We start from the raw sequence: 16,488 nt of genomic DNA on the forward strand, positions 1-16,488 counted from the left end.
CCTGGAACGCGAGAACCGGATAGCAGGAACCCCTGCTGCGGCCGGCATACAGCCAGTGCATGCAGGTGCCCAGCCGTGGCAGGCCGGCTTCATGTTGATCCGAAAGGGCGATGCCGCGCAGGCGTCCTGAGGCCGTCCGTGCAGAACGGTGGCGGCCACGATGGCAGTATCCGGTGCTGAGGGTCCCCGGTGTCTCCGCGCGGACTCGTGCAGTGATCCTCCGGGTCGAAGACCGGCAGATGTGGCCCAACGCGGTCGCCCAGGCACTCTCGTGTTTCGAGTGGGCGGCGACGCGCTGGTGGTGGACCGGAATGCGGGAACGCTGACGGTCGCCGAGGTCGCCGCCCCTCCCTGGCTTCGGTGCCGAGGGCGATCAGCAGGTGAGACTTGCCGGTGCCGGTGCCGGTGCCGGTGCCGGAGTCGGAGTCGGAGTCGGAGTCGCGGATGAGGAAGAGCCGCAGGCTCTTCTTGGTCCATTCGCACTTGGCGAGGATACGGATCCGCGTAGGTCGCGATCACCGGGTCGTATCGGGTGTTGCGGCCAACCCGCATTGCCGTCCCCGACTGATAGCCCACAGTCAGTTCCTCGACCTCGCTGAGAGGTGTTCTGCCAGCGGGCCCCCTGCGGGTGGAGGGTGAAGGCGCCACATTGGCGGGAGTCTGGAGCGAGTTCCCACTGGGGCCTGTTCATGCATGATGACGGGATGAACCACAGTAACCAGCGCTTCCACGTCATCGTGCTGTCGAACTTCGCGAAGGGTTTCGACAAGTACGCGTTCGCATACGGTAAGGCGGGGATTCCGGAGAGTACCTATCCCGACAGGTTCCACCTGCTCACCCGTGCGGAGTTGGGAATCGGCATCGCCAAGGCGCGACGCTTGCTGGACCGTCTGGCCATTCCCGGCGACCGGGTGCTGGTGCTGGAAACCACGGTGGACCCCGACAAGCTGGTGTCCAACGTGTCGACCGGCCTCGGCATGGAACTGCACGAGGATCGCATCCGGTTGTCAGAAGTCCACGAGCTCGACCAAGTAGGCGACGAGTTCACTCTGCGCCCGACAACCGTCGAGGATGCGATGGCGGCCTCCCTGCACCTGCACGGATCGGCACAGCGTCGCTACGCCGACACGCGACCGCGCTCGGTTTCGCTTCTGCCGGTCGCCTCCGCCTGCCAAGCCCGGTGCTCGTTCTGCTTCTCCTCGGCTTCGATCTCCAGCGACCAAGCGCCGGCACGGGTCCCGTGGGACGCGGTCGCCCACTGGCTGGAGCGCGCCCGTGCGGCGGGTGCCGAGCGTGCAGTGATCACCGGCGGCGGGGAGCCCACGCTCATACCGTTCGAACAGCAGCTGCGACTGGTGTCCGCCTGCTCGGCGGCCTTCCCGAAGGTCGTCCTGATCACCAACGCGCACACCCTGGCGAAGGGCCGGCACGCTGACCGGGCCGGCCGCCTCGCAGCCCTGAGCGCCGCAGGCCTGAGCGTGCTGGCGGTCTCCCGGCACCATCAGGACGACGCCGTCAGCGAGCGGCTGATGATGCTGCGCACGCCGGTGGCCTCTGTGATCGACACCTGGCGCGTGGAACGTGACCGCTGGCCGGGGCTGCGGATGAGGCTGATCTGCGTGCTCCAGCACGGCGGCGTCGCCGACGCGGCCGACGTCGCCGACTACCTTTCGTGGGCCGCGGCTCTCGGTGTCGAGGAGGTCTGCTTCAAAGAGCTCTACGTATCCACCAGCACCGAGTCGCTCTACTTCGACCGCGCCGCCAACGTCTGGAGCCGAGAGCACCAGGTTTCGCTGTCCATCGTTACCCGGTTCGCCGAGCGGCACGGCCTCGAACTGGAGAGCCGCCTGCCCTGGGGCGCGCCGGTCTATCACGGCAGCTGGGACGGACGGCCGATGCGGATCGCCGCTTACACCGAACCCAGCCTGCTCTGGGAACGCACCAACGGAATCGCACGCAGTTGGAACGTCATGGCCGACGGACGCTGCTACGCCTCCCTGGAAGACCGGGCCAGCGAGATCGTGCCGGAAGGTGCAACGGCATGAGGTTCGACGAGTTCCAGGAATTCCGGCAGCGGCAACTCAGTGCTTCCTCGTCGCTTCTGGACGCCGCCGATACCAACGTGTACCGGGCGCTTGCTCCGATGCGACCGGAACCACCGACCGACATGACTACGGTGTACCGGTGCGATCTCGCCCGTGCCTGGCTGCGGCGCTTCGAGCTGCCGGAAGAGTGGTCCGGCCACGCCATGGTCTGTCGAGGGGTCCGGCACGGGCTCGGCGTGGTGTTCCATTGGCTGCGTGCCGTGCAAGCGCGGTTGTGGCTGCCCAGCGACGTGTACCCGGTTTACTTCGAGCTGGCCCGCGCTGCGGGCCTGGAGCCCGCGTCCTACCCGACGCTACCGGCGCCGGCCCTGCCGAGGTCGCCGGCGGACGACCGGCCCGAATACCTGCTGCTCGCCAACCCCAGTAAGCCGCTCGGCCGATACCTGTCCGATGGCGAGTGTGACGCGGTGATTTCGTGGTTGCTGGTATCACCACGCCGCCGCCTGCTGATCGACAGCGTCTACGACCTGGGAGCCCCGTTCGCCGCCGGCACACGGCGATTGCTGGACACCGGTCGTGCGGTCCTGCTGCATTCGGTCACCAAGGGATGGCTGTGGCCCCGCACGTTCGGCGTGGTCCTGCTGGGTCCGGGGCAAGTCGAATTGGCCGAGGCGTTCCGGGCGGATCCGCCGACGTCGGCACAGCTGAGGCTCGCCGGCCGTCTGCTGACCGAGCACAGCGACGTGCCCCGGCAGGTCGTCGACGAACTGGCCGCACGGGCTGAGCGGCTGTTCGAACGGTTGCCGGACGAAGTGCTCGGGGCGATTCCCACGGCGAGCCGGACGTGTCCCGGCAACTACTTCTTCCCGGTGGAAATCCCAGCGCAGACGCTCCAGCGCGAGTGCGGCGTGCTTGCCATGCCGGTCAGTGTGTTCGGGGAGAGCAGGTGGTCCGGCTCCGTCCTGACCAGCCTTGCTGACGCTTTCGGCCCGACGCCGGCGGTGGCACGATGAGACCACTGCAGGACCTGGCCGTATACGACGATGCGGACTTCTACGATCAGGAGTTCGCCGCGCGGACCCACGACATCCCGTTCTTCCTCGGCCAAGCGGTCCGGGCGGGCGGTCCGGTCCTGGAGGTGGCCTGCGGAACCGGGCGCATCACCCTGCCGATCGCGCGGGCGGGTATCGAGGTCACAGGGCTTGACATCATGCCCTCGATGCTCGCGCGTGCCCGTCAGCGGGCCGAGGACGAGCGACTGCCAGTCGAGTGGCTGGAACAGGACTGCCGAGACATCCGCTCCGACAGGCGCTTCGCCCTGGTGTTCTCGGCAACCAATGCGATGCAGCACCTGCACGACCTGGATTCCGTGGTCGCGTTCCTCACCTCGGCGCGAAACGTGCTGCGACCAGGAGGGACCCTGATCCTGGATGTGTTCAACCCCGACATGGCCAAGCTGTGCCGGCTCCCCGAGTCGCCCTACCACCACAAGTCGGTCGTGGACCGGGACGGGGCGAGGCTCGACGTGCGAGCGGCGACCAGCTACGACGCCGCCGCCCAAGTGCTGCGCTTCACGCTGGACTACCTACGCGACGGCGTGTGCGTACGCACCAAGAAGGTCAGCATGCGCTGCTTCTTTCCCGAGGAACTCTCGGCGCTCTGCCGGCTGGCCGGTCTCGACGTCGCGCAGCGCTACGGAGACTACGATCAATCCCCGTTCACGAGCACCTCGCCGAAGCAGCTCCTGCTCTGCCGCTCCCGAACCGCCAACGGCCAGATCGGCGATCCGCCGTCGGTACCGGTCATGCCTCCGAGCTGAGCCGGCACCACATTCCGGTCAACATGCCTGGTCGGGGGCCGCATGAGCGGTGATCCTCGTTGTCGTCGCCGCGTCCGGGTGCAGGGCGCGCGGGCCGGGTACCCCTGTTCCCCGTCAGCGGTCACCACGGCAGGGCGCAGGCCCCTTCCGGCGAGGGCGGTGCGAGCTCGGTCGGCGAGGTGGGGGTCGCTCTCGACGGTGACCAGACCGTCCGGGCGGACTCGATGGGCGAGGAGAGCGGTGCTGTAGCCCGAGCCGGTGCCGATCTCCAGCACCGTGTCGTCCGGCCCCGAGTCCAGGTGGTGCTCGTCGCGACGTCCGGCGCAATTCCGTCGGCCGGGGCCCGGGTCGGGCGAGGAGCCCCTGTGTGTGGCATGGATGGGCGAGCATGGGGTGGTCAGTCGCGGGGACGCTCCGGAGGTGGTGGCCGTGCTCAACGAGGTCAATGCGTTCTCGGCTTGGGGAAGTTGTCCAGCGCGAGGTTCGGCGGGGCTGCTGTCGTGATACCGGCGCGCCCGAGCTGGCGCATCCAGTTGCTCGGATCGTTCGCCGTGACCGTGGAGGGGGTCGCGATCGAGGCCGGGGCGTGGCGGTTGCGGAAGGCGAAGGCGCTGGTGGCGATGCTGGCGCTGGCGCCGGGCCAGCGCTGTCATCGCGAGCACGTCCTGGACGAGCTGTGGCCCGATCTGGAGCCGGCGGCCGCGGCCCGAAATCTGCACCAGACCCTGTACGTGGCGCGCCGCGCGGTCGCCGGCGGCGGGCCCGCGGAACCCGGACGGCTGTCGATCCGGGAGGAGCAGGTCGTGCTGGACGTCGCTGGACCGGTCGAGGTCGACGTGTTGCGGTTCGAGGTGTCCGTGCAGGAGGCGTCGGCGGGGGACGATGTGGCGATGTTGCGCGCCGCGGCCGACCTCTATGCCGGGGATCTGTTGCCTGATCTGTCGGACGCGGACTGGTTGACGACGCGGCGGGAGCAGTTGCGGACGGCGTCCCGTGAGATCTCGGTGAGGTTGGCGACCGTGCTGGCGCGGACGGCACCGGAGGAGGCGCTGCTCCTCCTGACACGGGCGCTGGATGCCGATCCGGTGCACGAGGGGGCTGTCCGTGTGACGATGGGGGTGCTGGCAGGCCTGGGCCGACGATCCGAGGCGCTGGCCCGGTACGAGCGCTTGGTCGATGACCTCCTGGACGCGTTCGGGACCGACCCGGATGCGCAGACGGTGGCGCTGTTTCGCGAACTGTTGACGGGTGCGCCGGCGGCGGAGCGTCCTCGGGCAGCCGATGTTTCGACCCCTAGTGAGGTTGTCGGCCATCTGCCGGCCCCGTTGACCAGTTTCGTCGGGCGCGAGCGTGAGATCGCCGACGTGGAGAGGCTGACCCGGCAGGCCCGGCTGCTCACGCTGACCGGGGCTGGTGGCAGCGGCAAGACACGACTCGCCGTGGAAGCCGCGCGGCGAGTGCGTTCGAGGTACCCCGACGGGGCGTGGTTCGTTGATCTGACGGCCGTCGCTGAACCGGTGATGGTCGCCGACGCGGTGGCCAAGGCGCTCGGGCTGGACTCCGATGTGGCGGATCGGGGGCGGGCGCTGGTGGACCAGCTGCGCTCTCGACGGCTGCTGATCGTGCTCGACAACTGTGAACACCTGCTCGCCGCCTGTGCCGGGCTGGTCGGTGCGATCCTCGCCGGATGCTCGGGTGTCGACGTGCTGGCGACCAGCCGTGAGCCGCTGCATGCCCAGGGCGAGTTCACGCTGCGGGTGCCCTCGTTGACCCTGCCGTCACCCGACTGGGACCGCGCGGCCGGTTTGGAGCAGCTTGCACACTTGCCGAGTGTCCTGCTCTTCGTCGACCGTGCGGCACAGGTGCGGCCCGGGTTCGCGCTCGACGCCGACAACGCGCCAGGGGTGGTCGAGCTGTGCCGGCGGCTTGACGGGATGCCCCTGGCGTTGGAGTTGGCGGCGGCCAAGGCCGCCGCTCTCGAGCCGGCGGAAATCGTCCACCGGTTGAGTGACGTGCTGTCGCTGCTCTGCGGGGGAGGCGTACCCATCACCCGGCACCAGACGCTGCGTGGCACCTTGGAATGGAGCCACAACTTACTCGCCGGCCCTGAGCAGGTTCTGTTGCGCAGGCTTTCGGTGTTCGCGGGCAGTTTCACCCTCGAGGCGGCGGAGGCAGTGTGTGGTGATCCTCCGTTGGGAAGAACGGGCGTGTTCGAGGTGCTGGTCAGGTTGGTGGACCAGTCCTTGGTGGTACCGGCGAGAACGGCCGCCACGACCCGCTACCGGCTGTTGGAGACGGTTCGTCAGTTCGCGCACGAGAAGCTCGTTCTCGCCGGAGAGGCGGAGCGGTCGGCGGCCGTCCACGGTGCGTACTTCCTTGCCTTCGCCATGGCCCACAACCCCGAACGGGCCGCAGGCGTGGTGAGAGAAGAGCCGAAGCTGTTGGACGGCGAGCATGACAATCTGCGCGCAGCACTGGGGTGGGCCTGCAAGCACGATGCCGAGACCGCCTTGCGCCTGGCCGCCAATCTGTGGCGCTTCTGGTTCCTGCGCGGCCACGCCGTCGAGGGCGCGCGGTGGCTCGAGCGGGCGTTGGCCATGGCACCCGAACCGACTCGGCCCCGTGCGGCCGCCTTGATCGGGCTGACCGGGCTCGACAGTCGCCAAGGGCGCTCCGACCGGCATCGGGCGCTGGGGGCGGAGGCGGTGGCGATCGTCCGCCGGATTGGCGAGCCCGACGAGGTGGTGATGGCCCGGATCGCGGAGGCCACGCTGGTGTGGAGCACCTTTGACCTGGACGAAGCCGAACGGATGGCCATCGAGGTACGGGCCGAGGGCATCGCACGCGGCCGGCCCGAGCATGCCGCCGCCGGTAGCTGGCTGCTCGGTCATTGCGCGCTGTTCCGTGAGGACGGCCCCCTGGCCATCCGGCATCTCGACTCCTGCCTCATCGAGCTGGCCCACGCTGATACCGGCACGCGCCCTTTCCTGCCCGTGATCACGCCCTGCTTGCTCCTCGTCCCGATCGCCGGGCGACTGGTCCCCTACATGGAAGAGACCATGCTGCTGGGCCGGCGTGTGGGCGTCGTTCAGGCAACGGGGTACGCGGAGGCCGCCCTGGGCTACGCGCACCGGCTGACCGGCAATCAGCAGGCAGCACTCTCCCTGGTCGCCGAGGCCGTCGACCAGTTCGCCGACCTGGGCGATGACCTGGCCAGGGCGCAGGCGCTGCACCAGATCGGCTGTCTTCACCGTGACATGGGTGCATTCCGGGAAGCGGGGCTCGCGCTGTCGATGGCGCGGGATGTCCGCAGCGCGATCGGAGATCGTCGAGGGGAGTTACTGACCGACATCAGCCTGGGCCTGCTGCAGGCCATGGCGGGTGACATCAGCGACGGCCTTGGCAGCGTCCGTCGGTCGCTGTCCGGATTCGAGGCCGCAGGTGACGTGGTGGGCATCGGCGCGACACTGACCGCGCTCGGGGCCATTGAACTACTGTCCGGCGAGACACGGGCCGCGCGTGAGTTGTACCGACGGGCTGCGGAACGGTTCGCTCCGTGGCCACGGTTCGCCGGATGGCTGAGGTTGGCCATGGCCGAGCTCTCCACCGAGCTGGATGATCACCGTCGAGCCGCTCGCGAGACCGCTGCGGCGGCAAGCGTTTTCGATCCTATGCGCTGCGTCATCGCCGGTCGCCATTTGGCCACCCTCCGTGACGGTGGTGCGGGCGGCGACGCGCGGGCAGCCGCACGTTGAGATCGTGTTGAGTTCTCGTTGGGGCGGGGTCCCTAGGGTCGGTCTCGATGTGACGGCCCATGGGAGGAATCATGACCACGACCCAGCACGCGGCAAGCCCTATCGGGGACGCCACGCTTGCCGAGTTCACCGCAGGCCTGCGCGGCACCGCGGTGCTGCCGGGTGAGGCGGAGTACGACCAGGCCCGCAGTGTCTGGAACGGGGCGCATGACCGGCGTCCGGCGGTCATCGCCCGGTGCGCGGGTGTGGCCGACGTGATCCGCACGATCGACTTCGCCCGCAGTGAGGGGCAGCCGCTCGCGGTACGCGGAGGGGCCCATTCCATCCCCGGGTTCTCCACTCTTGACGGCGGCATCGTGCTGGACCTCTCCCCGATGACGGGAGTCCAGGTCCATCCGGACCGCCGCACCGTGACCGCGCAAGCGGGATGCACGTGGAAGGACCTGGACGCGGAGACCCAGCAGTTCGGGCTCGCGGTGACCGGTGGTCTGGTGTCGTCGACGGGCATCGCCGGTTTCACCACCGGAGGTGGCATCGGCTGGCTCATGCGCAAGTACGGACTGGCCAGCGACAACCTCGTCGGAGCCGACGTCGTCACCGCTGACGGTCAGTTCGTGCGGGCGAGCGAGCGAGAGAACGCCGAACTGTTCTGGGGTCTGCGCGGCGGAGGCGGCAACTTCGGGGTGGTGACCTCCTTCGAGTTCCAGCTCCACGCGATCGGCACGACGGTCCTGTCCGGCCTGGTCTTCTACCCGGCCGAAGAAGCCCAGCAGGTACTGGCCGGGTACCGGGCGGCGTGCGCGTCGGCTCCTGACGAACTGACCACGCTGGTCAATCTGACAACCGCCCCGCCCGTGCCCTTCCTGCCCGCCTCCGTCCACGGCACCCCGGTCATCGGTGTCGGCGGCTGCTGGTCCGGCGACCTTGACGCCGGCGAAGCGGCCACCGCGCCCTTCCGCTCCTTGGGCACCGTCATCGCCGACGTGTTCGCGCCCCACCCGTACGCGGGATGGCAGCAGGCCCTCGACCCGCTCTACCCGCGGGGGATCCACAACTACTTCCGCTCGGCGCTCCTTCGTACGGTCGACGACGATGCCTTGCGCGTCCTGCGGGACTTCTTCGTGGCGCTGCCCAATCCGCTCACCGAAATCCACCTGCAGCATCTCGGCGGTGCCGTGGGCAGGGTGCCCGCGTCGGAGACGGCCTACGCGCTGCGCGACCAGGAGTTCATCGTCAACGTCATCGCCCGCACAACGGACGCCGACGGTTTCGGCAAGGTCGTCGACTGGGCACGGCAGCTGACCGCCGCGCTCGGACCGGATGCCGGCGCCTACGTGAACTTCACCGGCGAGTCGGACCCGTCCCTGGTCCGGGCTTCCTACCCGCCGGACACCTACCGGCGACTGGTCGAGCTGAAGAACCGCTACGACCCCGCCAACCTGTTCCGGCTGAACCAGAACATCGTCCCCTCAGTCTCCTCAGGGTGACCTCAGTCCCGTCAGGGTGACCCTGGCGCGGAGCCGCCCCGGCCGGGTTGTGCGAACACATCACCTTCCGGCCGGGCCTGTGGCGACCGACAGATCGACGTGCGCGGACCGCACGCGTATTGGCGCAGCACGGCACCCGGGAAGCGGGAGCTGCTCCCGTAGGCTCGCGGCTGTGCGGCCGTCAGCAGCACACATCGGGCGTGCGATGGCCATGGATGCCCTCTACCAACGTCACGCCGAACGGCTTGGACGAACCTTGTGGGGCCCGAGCCGGGTCCGATAGGAAGGGGGTGCGGAGTCCGGCCTACGGGGGTGCGCCGATGTCGTTGGAGTTCCGGCTGCTCGGCAGCATCGAGGCATATGCCGACGGCAGACCCGTGCCTCTTGGGCACGTCCGGCAGCGAAGCGTCCTGGCGGGCCTACTCGTCGACACGGGCCTGCCCCTGACCACGGACCAGTTGGCGCAACGCGTGTGGGGAGACCACCCGCCCCGCCAGGCCCGGGCCACCCTGTACGGCTACATCTCCCGGCTGCGCCAGGCGCTCCCGGGCACCGACGAGGCGGACATCACCCGGCGGAGCGGCGGCTACGTGCTCGTGCTGGCCGACACCGTGACCGTGGACCTTCACGAGTTCCGCCGACGGGTCGCCGAGGCCCGCGACGGCGAGGAGTACGCCCCACTGGAACGTGCCCTGGCACTGTGGCACGGCGAGGCCCTCGCCGGTCTTGACACGCCCTGGTTCAACGCCCTGCGCGACACTCTCGACCGGGAGCGCTATGCCGCCCAACTAGCCCTGGACGACGAGTGGTTGCGGCGCGGACAGCACGCCGCGCTGCTGCCCTCCTTGACGGCGCGCTCGGCCGCGGCTCCCTTCGACGAACGCCTCGCGAGCCAGTTGATGCTCGCCCTGCACCGCGGCGGCCGATCCGCCGAGGCGCTTGCCCACTACCAGGGCGTACGGCGCCGGCTCTCGCGTGAACTCGGCATCGGCCCCGGCCCGATGCTGCGGCAGATCCAGGCCGCCGTCCTGCGCCAGGACGTGGAACCCGGACCCGAGGCGCAGGACGGCCGGGGGCTGCCCGAGGGGCGGACGATCGCCCGGACCCTGCGGAAGATCACCGCGTCGCCTGCCCAACTGCCGCCGCCTGTCGCCCCGTTCACCGGTCGGCGCGACGAACTCATGCGGCTTGACTGCCTGCTGGCCACCGCTTCCCCCGGCCGGATGCGCCCGACCGCGGTCGTCGTGTCGGGCACCCCCGGCGTCGGTAAGACCGCATTGGCCGTGCACTGGGCCCACCGGGTGCGGCATGCCTTCCCCGATGGGCAGTTGTACATGAATCTGCGCGGGTTCGACCCGGGCGGACCGGCGGTGAGCCCGGCCGAGGCGGTTCGGGTCTTCCTGGACGCCCTTGGGGTGCCGTCGGCTCGCATCCCGCTCGGCCTGGAGGCACGGGTCGGCATGTTCCGCAGCCTGCTGGCCGACCGGCGGGTACTGGTGGTGCTGGACAACGCCCGCCATGCCGACCAGGTCCGCCCGCTGCTGCCCGGTGCACCCGGCAGTCTGGCGCTGATCACCAGCCGTGACCGGCTCATGAGCCTGGCCGCCACAGGAGGCGCCCACCTGCTGTCCGTCGATCCGCTCGCCCCGGGCGAGGCCCGGGACCTGCTGACCGGCCGGCTCGGTGCCCGCCGGACAACCGCGGAACCCGGCGCGGTGGACGAGATCGCCGGCCGGTGTGCGGGACTGCCGCTGGCCCTGGCGATCGTGGCCGCCCGCGCCGCCGCACAGCCGCGGCTGCCGCTGGCCGCGCTCGTCGAGGAACTGCGGCAGACCGGCAGCCGCCTGGACGCCTTGGACGGCGGCGATCCGGCCAGCCGGGTGCGGGAAGTGTTCTCCTGGTCCCAGGACGCGCTGAGCACCGACGCCGCTCGGCTCTTCCGACTGCTGGGCCTCCATCCCGGTCCCGACATCGGCCTGCCGGTGATCGCCGCCCTGGCCGGGGTGCCACCGGCGCGCGCCCGCACCCTGCTGGCCGAGCTGGTCCAGGGCCACCTTGTGTCCGAGTACGCCCCGCGCCGCTACGCCCTCCACGACCTGCTGCGGGCCTACGCCACCGAACTCGTCGGCGAGCGCGACGGCGAGGAGACCCGGTCCGCGGCGACGCATCGGATGCTCGACCACTACCTGCACACCGCCCTCGCCGCCGACGTACTGCTCACCCCACGGCTCGATCCGTCGCCCCTGCCCCCCGCCCGGCCGGGCGCCACCCCCACGCGGCCCGCCGACCACCAGGAGGCGCTGGCCTGGTTCACGGCCGAACACCCCGTCCTCCTGGCCGCGGTCGAACTCGCTGCCGCCACCGGCTTCGACCCGCACGCGTGGCAGCTCGCCGCCACCCTCACCACCTTCCTCGACCGGCACGGTTACTGGGAGCCGCTGGCCGCGGCCCAGACCACCGCGCTGGAGGCCGCACGCCGCCGGGGCGACACGGCCGGAGAAGCCGACGCCCACCGCAGTCTCGGACTTGCCCAGGACCGACTGGGCCACTCCGACGACGCCCGCACGCACTACGCACACGCGCTGGACCTGTTCGGTGCACTCGGCAGCCACCCCGGCCGGGCCCGCACCCACCAGCACCTGTCCCGGATGTCCGAGGCCCAGGGACGCCACGAGCAAGCCCTGGACCACGCCCGCAACAGCCTGCAGCACTACCGGGCCGCCGACGATCGGGCCGGACAGGCCGCGGCCCTCAACCACATCGGTTGGATTCGAGCCCAACTCGGCGACCACCAGCCGGCGCTGACCCACTGCCAAGAAGCCCTCGCCCTGGCCGAAGGGTCCAGTGACCTCAACGGCCAGGCCCACACCTGGGACAGCCTCGGCTACATCCACCACCATCTCGGCCGGCACCGCCGCGCCGTCGACTGCTACCTGCACGCCGTAGCCCTCTTCCGCCAAACCGGCGACCGCCGAAGCGAAGCCGCAGGCCTCCTGTGCCTCGGCGACGCCCACCATGCCGCCGCCGACCCCGCCGGCGCCCGTGACGCCTGGATCGGTGCCCTGGCCCTCTTCGAAGAACTCGGCCACCCGGACGCCAAGCTGCCGCGCGCCAGACTCATGGGCCACCACGACAGAGACCCGGCCGACACGCCGCAGCCCGCACACCGCTGACCTGGCCGTCGAACCGGCTGGGGGCGGGGAGAACAGGCCGTGGGCGGCTCCCGACGACGGAGACGGGATCTCTGGCCGGGTGCGAGTCCGTCAAAGACGTCGTCCGGGCCTGTTGAGATCGGCGAGCTTTCGGACGTGGTGGACTTGCAGTCCGGCCTGTCCCTCGCACATCTCGCACTGTCCGGCGAGGAGCCGATGGATCTGCTCGTTTCGCCGGGCGGTGGCCAGGGGCGGGTTGCGGTCGGTCAGGACGGTGGCGCGCTGCCGTTTGAGCGGGATCCCGCCGAAGCGGGAGACCAGCGGTTTCCTGACCTTGTCACGCTGCACCGCGACCTGGAAGCAGGTCCGCCCACCACTGGTCAGGGCGGCATTCCCACCAGCGGCCACGCTGTGCCGCGTTCGTCCATGACGATCCGGTCGCCCAGGAGTATCAGATGGCCGGTGGGAGCCACATGAAAGTGCGCCTGCAGGACCCGAATCCTGTAAACCCCCCCACAGGTTCGTGGGCTGGCCTGCATTCGATGAATCAGAGTAATGCGATTGCTCTACCCGCCATCGTGGCGCCCTTGAATGATTCTCCTGTCAGGCTCAATCAGCCCTGAGAAGGAGCGGAAGCATGAAGTCCACCATCAAGATGAAGCGCCCCGCGGCCAAGAAGATCAGTGTCCGGCGCACCGGCGACGTCCGTCTGACGACGGCGGCGTTCTGCGGCGGCTCGACCACCTACTGGGTGCAGGCCTGATCTTCTGAGAGCGGCGGCCCGGCTGCCGGATGGTATGCCGGGCCGCCGCTCTCACGGACGCTGGGAGTGCTGATGGCCGATATGGGTGTTGAGTTCTATCCGCTGAGTTTCGTGCCCGAGGGGGCCGACGTGGTCATCGGTCGGACCGAGACGGGGACGTACGCCGTTCTGCCCGGTGACGGCGCCGAGTTGCTGCGACGGCTCGAGGGGGGTTCGACGGTCGCCGAAGCCGCCGCGTGGTACGAGCGGAGCTTCGGCGAGCCGGTGGACGTGGACGACTTCCTCGAGTCCCTGAGCGAATTGGGCTTCATCAGGGCGCCCGGCAGCGCGGCCGCCGTGACGGCCGCTGCGCCTCGGTTCCAGTGGTTGGGGCGGGCGCTGTTCTCCACACCGGCTTGGTTGGTGTACGGGGCTGTCGCCGTCTGTGCCCTGATCGAGCTTGTCCGGCAGCCGGGCCTGCGACCCTCGTACTCCCAGGTGTACTTCACCGGATCGCTCGTCGTCGTCGAGGTGACGCTGCTGTTAGGACAGATTCCACTGGCTTTCCTGCACGAGGCCTACCACGTCCTGGCCGGTCAGCGTCTCGGGCTGCACAGCCGGCTCGGCATCAGCAATCGGTACAACTACGTGGTTTTCGAAACCCGGACCAACGGCCTGTTCAGCGTGCCGCGCAGGCAGCGCTATCTTCCGTTCCTGGCCGGAATGCTGATCGACACCGTGGTGGTCGGCGCCCTGGACCTGACAGCGGCTCTGCTGCGCAACGGCCACGGTTCCACGGCGTTCGTCGGACGGACGTGTCTGGCGTTGTCGTTCTCGGTGCTGGCCCGGCTCGGCTGGCAGCTTCTACTACATCTGCGCACCGATCTGTACTACGTCCTGAGTACCGCTCTGAACTGCCACGACCTCCACGAGGCGAGCAGGTCCATACTGGTCAACCGCCTGCGCCGGCTCTCCGGCCGGACCACCGGCCTCATTGACGAGACCCAGTGGACCGACCGCGATCGCAAGATCGGGGGCTGGTACGGATGGCTCATCGCCTTCGGATTCACGGGGACCGTAGTCCTGGCCGTCTTCGTCACCGGACCGGTCGCGGTGACCTATGCCGTGCGCACCGGCCGGGGGTTGCTGGCCGGTACGGGGACTTGGCACTTCCTGGATTCCCTGGTCGCACTGCTCATATTCACCGTCCAGATCGTGCTGCCGGCCGCGTTGGCCTGGCGCAAGCGGGGCCGCAACGCCGGACGCAAGCCGAAGCTACTCACCGCCTGAAGGAGTGATGTCAGATGTCTCGCCACCTGCACGTCGTCGGGGCCCGCGCCCGTGACCGGCGCCCGATGCTGGAACAGCCCGCCGGGGCCGTCTTCGCCTCCTGCCACAAGGGACTGCGAGGACCCTACACGGGAGTGGACACCATCCTCGCCGCCGTCCTGCCCGACGTCGTACGCAGGTGGCCCGACCTGGTCGATTACCACCGCTTGGAGATCCTGGAGGCTATCCCGGAGCTGAGCGAGCTGATCGGTCCGGCGCCGTACACCCTCGCCAAGGACGCGCCGTTCATGGAGCGCACCCGCTGGTACGGGGACACCATGACCCGCTGCTTCTCCCAAGGGATCATCACCTTGTTGCGCGAGTACGCACGGCGCCTGCGCGAGATGGGATCCGTGCCGCCGACCCTGGTGTTCGACGCCGTGCACCGTGCCGAAGGCACGACGCAGCAGTTCGTCGCGCTGTTCGTCCGCCGCGTCGGCGCGGACCTGTGGCCCGCGGTGATCGGCACCGACGGCGGCGTGGGGTCCGCGTTGGAAGCCGCCCTGACGGAGTTCACCGATCGGGTGGAGGCCGTCCCGTGCCCGGACTCCGAGCAGTGGTCCCCCACAGACCTCGTGGCCGAGTACATCCTGTCGGACGGGACCTGCGACGACCCCGCGGCCTACCGGGCCTATCTGGAGCTTGACCCGGACGAGCGCGCGGTCCTGCACGACCGGCGCGCCGAAGAGCTGGAACCGGAAGCGTCGTGGGGCGTGCGGACCGCCGCGCTCGCCTACCACCGGGAGCGGGGTACCGATCCCCGCGGCAAGGGCGTCACGGCCCTGCGAACCGCGGCCGAGTACCTCACCCTCATGGGCTTCCAGCGGGCGGCGCTGGAGATGAGCGAACGCGGCAGGGCGCTCACCGACCCCGTCCACGACGCGGACACGTACCGGAAGTTCACCAACATCCTCATCGCCCAAGTGCTCGGGCTGGGGCGGCTGGACGAAGCCGCGGCACTCTGCAGCGAAGTACGCCGACGGTACGCGCAGCCGCTGGCTCACATGACCACCAGCTACTTCATGGCGATGATCTACACGCGGTTCATGGTGCCCCGGGACAACGAGAAGGCGCTCGACTTCCAGAACAACGCCGTGGTCATCGCGAACGGCCTGGCCGACGAGCGGCTGCGCTTGATCCACAGCGGCTTCCAGGACAACGCTCTGGCGCTGATCGAGATGCACCGCGGCAATCTGCCCCACGCGCTGAGCCTGGTGGACGGCGCGATTACGCGCGCGGACGGCCGGCTTGGACCGGACGAGTGGGTGCTGCATCGCTCGCAGCTGCTCTTCAACCGCGCCCGCCTGCTCGGCGCGATGCGCCGTGACGACGAGGCCTACGATGTGCTCACGACGTTGTCCGAGATGGACCCGCGCTACACCGAATATCTTACCGAGCGTGCCAAGATCTGCCGGCGGCGCGGCGACTTGGAGGCGGCCATCCGGGACTACGATCGCGCCGCGGAACTCGGACCGCCCTTGGTCGAGGTCTACCACAACCGGGGCTCGGCCTACGCCGAACTCGGCATGATCGAGCAGGCTCTCACCGACTTCGATTTTGTCCTCGACATGGAGCCCGACGACGCGGACACCCTCCTGAGCCGCGCCGAGCTACTGGTCGATGGGGGAGAACTCGACGGCGCGGCCGCGGACGTCGAGCGCGCGCTGAAGCTGGTCGACGGCGATCCCCGGCTGCACTGCCTGCGCGGCATGATCCACCTCGCGGCAGGGGACGCCGCACTGGCGCTGCCCTGTTTCGACGCAGCCCTGGCCCAGGATCCCGACTACCCGGCCGCCCTGGTCAATCGAGCGGTCGCACTGTTCGAGCTGTCCGAACCCGGCCGGTCCGTCTCGGACCTGACCCGGGCCTTGGAGCTGTCCGATGCTGCCGCGGACCTGCTTCTCAACCGGGGGATCGCCTACACGGCCTGCGAGGACACCGCAGCGGCGCTCGCCGACTTCGACCTCGCACTCACGCTCCCGGACGCCGATCGTCCGGAGTTGCTCTACCGACGCGCACTGTGCCTGATCGGCGCGGGCGACCGGGACCAAGCCGAGGCGGACCTGCTCGAGTGCCGGCGGCTCGGCACGCGGACAGAAGAAATCGACGACCTGCTGGCGAAGGCCTGAGCCGGCCTTCGGGCCGCCGTTTCGGCAGCG

General features: G+C 69.6%; 11 protein-coding genes. 9 read left to right on the forward strand and 2 right to left on the reverse strand.

What is annotated here, in order from left to right:
• The first annotated feature begins 602 nt into the window (after nucleotides 1-602).
• Genes O3W51_RS20155 through O3W51_RS20165 form a run of 3 tightly spaced genes read left to right on the forward strand, consistent with a single transcriptional unit; the run spans nucleotide 603 to nucleotide 3,864 of the window.
• Nucleotides 603-2,045, forward strand: a complete 1,443-nt coding sequence (locus O3W51_RS20155; protein ID WP_269287102.1) for a radical SAM protein — start codon at nucleotides 603-605, stop codon at nucleotides 2,043-2,045.
• Nucleotides 2,042-3,058, forward strand: a complete 1,017-nt coding sequence (locus O3W51_RS20160) for an aminotransferase class I/II-fold pyridoxal phosphate-dependent enzyme (RefSeq protein ID WP_138355341.1) — start codon at nucleotides 2,042-2,044, stop codon at nucleotides 3,056-3,058. The genes O3W51_RS20155 and O3W51_RS20160 overlap by 4 nt, the downstream gene beginning before the upstream one ends.
• Nucleotides 3,055-3,864 (forward strand): class I SAM-dependent methyltransferase, encoded by an 810-nt coding sequence (locus O3W51_RS20165; protein ID WP_138355342.1) that lies wholly within the window; start codon nucleotides 3,055-3,057, stop codon nucleotides 3,862-3,864. Before O3W51_RS20160 ends, O3W51_RS20165 begins: the two co-directional genes overlap by 4 nt.
• Here the strand turns inward: O3W51_RS20165 and O3W51_RS20170 are convergent.
• Nucleotides 3,753-4,310, reverse strand: coding sequence for a protein-L-isoaspartate O-methyltransferase family protein (locus O3W51_RS20170; protein ID WP_269287104.1), 558 nt, complete (start codon nucleotides 4,308-4,310; stop codon nucleotides 3,753-3,755). The genes O3W51_RS20165 and O3W51_RS20170 overlap by 112 nt on opposite strands.
• A gap of 12 nt (nucleotides 4,311-4,322) precedes the next feature.
• Here O3W51_RS20170 and O3W51_RS20175 point away from each other — a divergent pair, with 12 nt between their 5' ends.
• The 3 genes from O3W51_RS20175 (at nucleotide 4,323) to O3W51_RS20185 (ending at nucleotide 12,279) form a co-directional block, all read left to right on the forward strand.
• Nucleotides 4,323-7,619, forward strand: a complete 3,297-nt coding sequence (locus O3W51_RS20175) for an ATP-binding protein (protein ID WP_269287105.1) — start codon at nucleotides 4,323-4,325, stop codon at nucleotides 7,617-7,619.
• Nucleotides 7,620-7,690: 71 nt separating this feature from the next.
• On the forward strand, nucleotides 7,691-9,106 hold the full coding sequence (locus tag O3W51_RS20180; protein ID WP_138355344.1) for an FAD-binding oxidoreductase: 1,416 nt from the start codon (nucleotides 7,691-7,693) through the stop codon (nucleotides 9,104-9,106).
• 320 nt (nucleotides 9,107-9,426) lie between these two features.
• Nucleotides 9,427-12,279: an AfsR/SARP family transcriptional regulator gene (locus O3W51_RS20185; RefSeq protein WP_269287106.1), complete on the forward strand. Its 2,853-nt coding sequence runs from the start codon at nucleotides 9,427-9,429 to the stop codon at nucleotides 12,277-12,279.
• Nucleotides 12,280-12,369: 90 nt separating this feature from the next.
• On the opposite strand, the gene O3W51_RS20190 is transcribed toward O3W51_RS20185, so the two are convergent.
• Complete coding sequence (locus tag O3W51_RS20190; RefSeq protein ID WP_138355346.1) at nucleotides 12,370-12,666, reverse strand: hypothetical protein; 297 nt, start codon at nucleotides 12,664-12,666, stop codon at nucleotides 12,370-12,372.
• A 229-nt stretch (nucleotides 12,667-12,895) separates the two neighbouring features.
• Between O3W51_RS20190 and O3W51_RS20195 the strand changes: the two genes are divergently transcribed.
• The 3 genes from O3W51_RS20195 (at nucleotide 12,896) to O3W51_RS20205 (ending at nucleotide 16,458) form a co-directional block, all read left to right on the forward strand.
• Nucleotides 12,896-13,021 carry a hypothetical protein gene (locus tag O3W51_RS20195; protein ID WP_269287108.1) on the forward strand — a complete coding sequence of 42 codons (126 nt, stop codon included), beginning with the start codon at nucleotides 12,896-12,898 and terminating at the stop codon, nucleotides 13,019-13,021.
• A gap of 72 nt (nucleotides 13,022-13,093) precedes the next feature.
• Entirely contained in the window at nucleotides 13,094-14,290 is a 1,197-nt protein-coding gene (locus tag O3W51_RS20200; protein WP_138355347.1) for a PqqD family protein, read from the forward strand.
• Between the two features lie 14 nt (nucleotides 14,291-14,304).
• Complete coding sequence (locus O3W51_RS20205) at nucleotides 14,305-16,458, forward strand: tetratricopeptide repeat protein (protein ID WP_138355348.1); 2,154 nt, start codon at nucleotides 14,305-14,307, stop codon at nucleotides 16,456-16,458.
• Nucleotides 16,459-16,488 lie beyond the last annotated feature (30 nt).

This window comes from Streptomyces sp. H39-C1, from assembly GCF_027158125.1.
Classification (GTDB): Bacteria; Actinomycetota; Actinomycetes; order Streptomycetales; family Streptomycetaceae; genus Actinacidiphila; species Actinacidiphila fildesensis.

Coding starts and splice junctions, on each gene's coding strand:
- O3W51_RS20160 (WP_138355341.1), top strand. CDS start 2,042: ATGAGGTTCGACGAGTTCCAGGAATTCCGGCAGCGGCAACTCAGTGCT.
- O3W51_RS20165 (WP_138355342.1), top strand. CDS start 3,055: ATGAGACCACTGCAGGACCTGGCCGTATACGACGATGCGGACTTCTAC.
- O3W51_RS20180 (WP_138355344.1), top strand. CDS start 7,691: ATGACCACGACCCAGCACGCGGCAAGCCCTATCGGGGACGCCACGCTT.
- O3W51_RS20185 (WP_269287106.1), top strand. CDS start 9,427: ATGTCGTTGGAGTTCCGGCTGCTCGGCAGCATCGAGGCATATGCCGAC.
- O3W51_RS20195 (WP_269287108.1), top strand. CDS start 12,896: ATGAAGTCCACCATCAAGATGAAGCGCCCCGCGGCCAAGAAGATCAGT.
- O3W51_RS20200 (WP_138355347.1), top strand. CDS start 13,094: ATGGCCGATATGGGTGTTGAGTTCTATCCGCTGAGTTTCGTGCCCGAG.
- O3W51_RS20205 (WP_138355348.1), top strand. CDS start 14,305: ATGTCTCGCCACCTGCACGTCGTCGGGGCCCGCGCCCGTGACCGGCGC.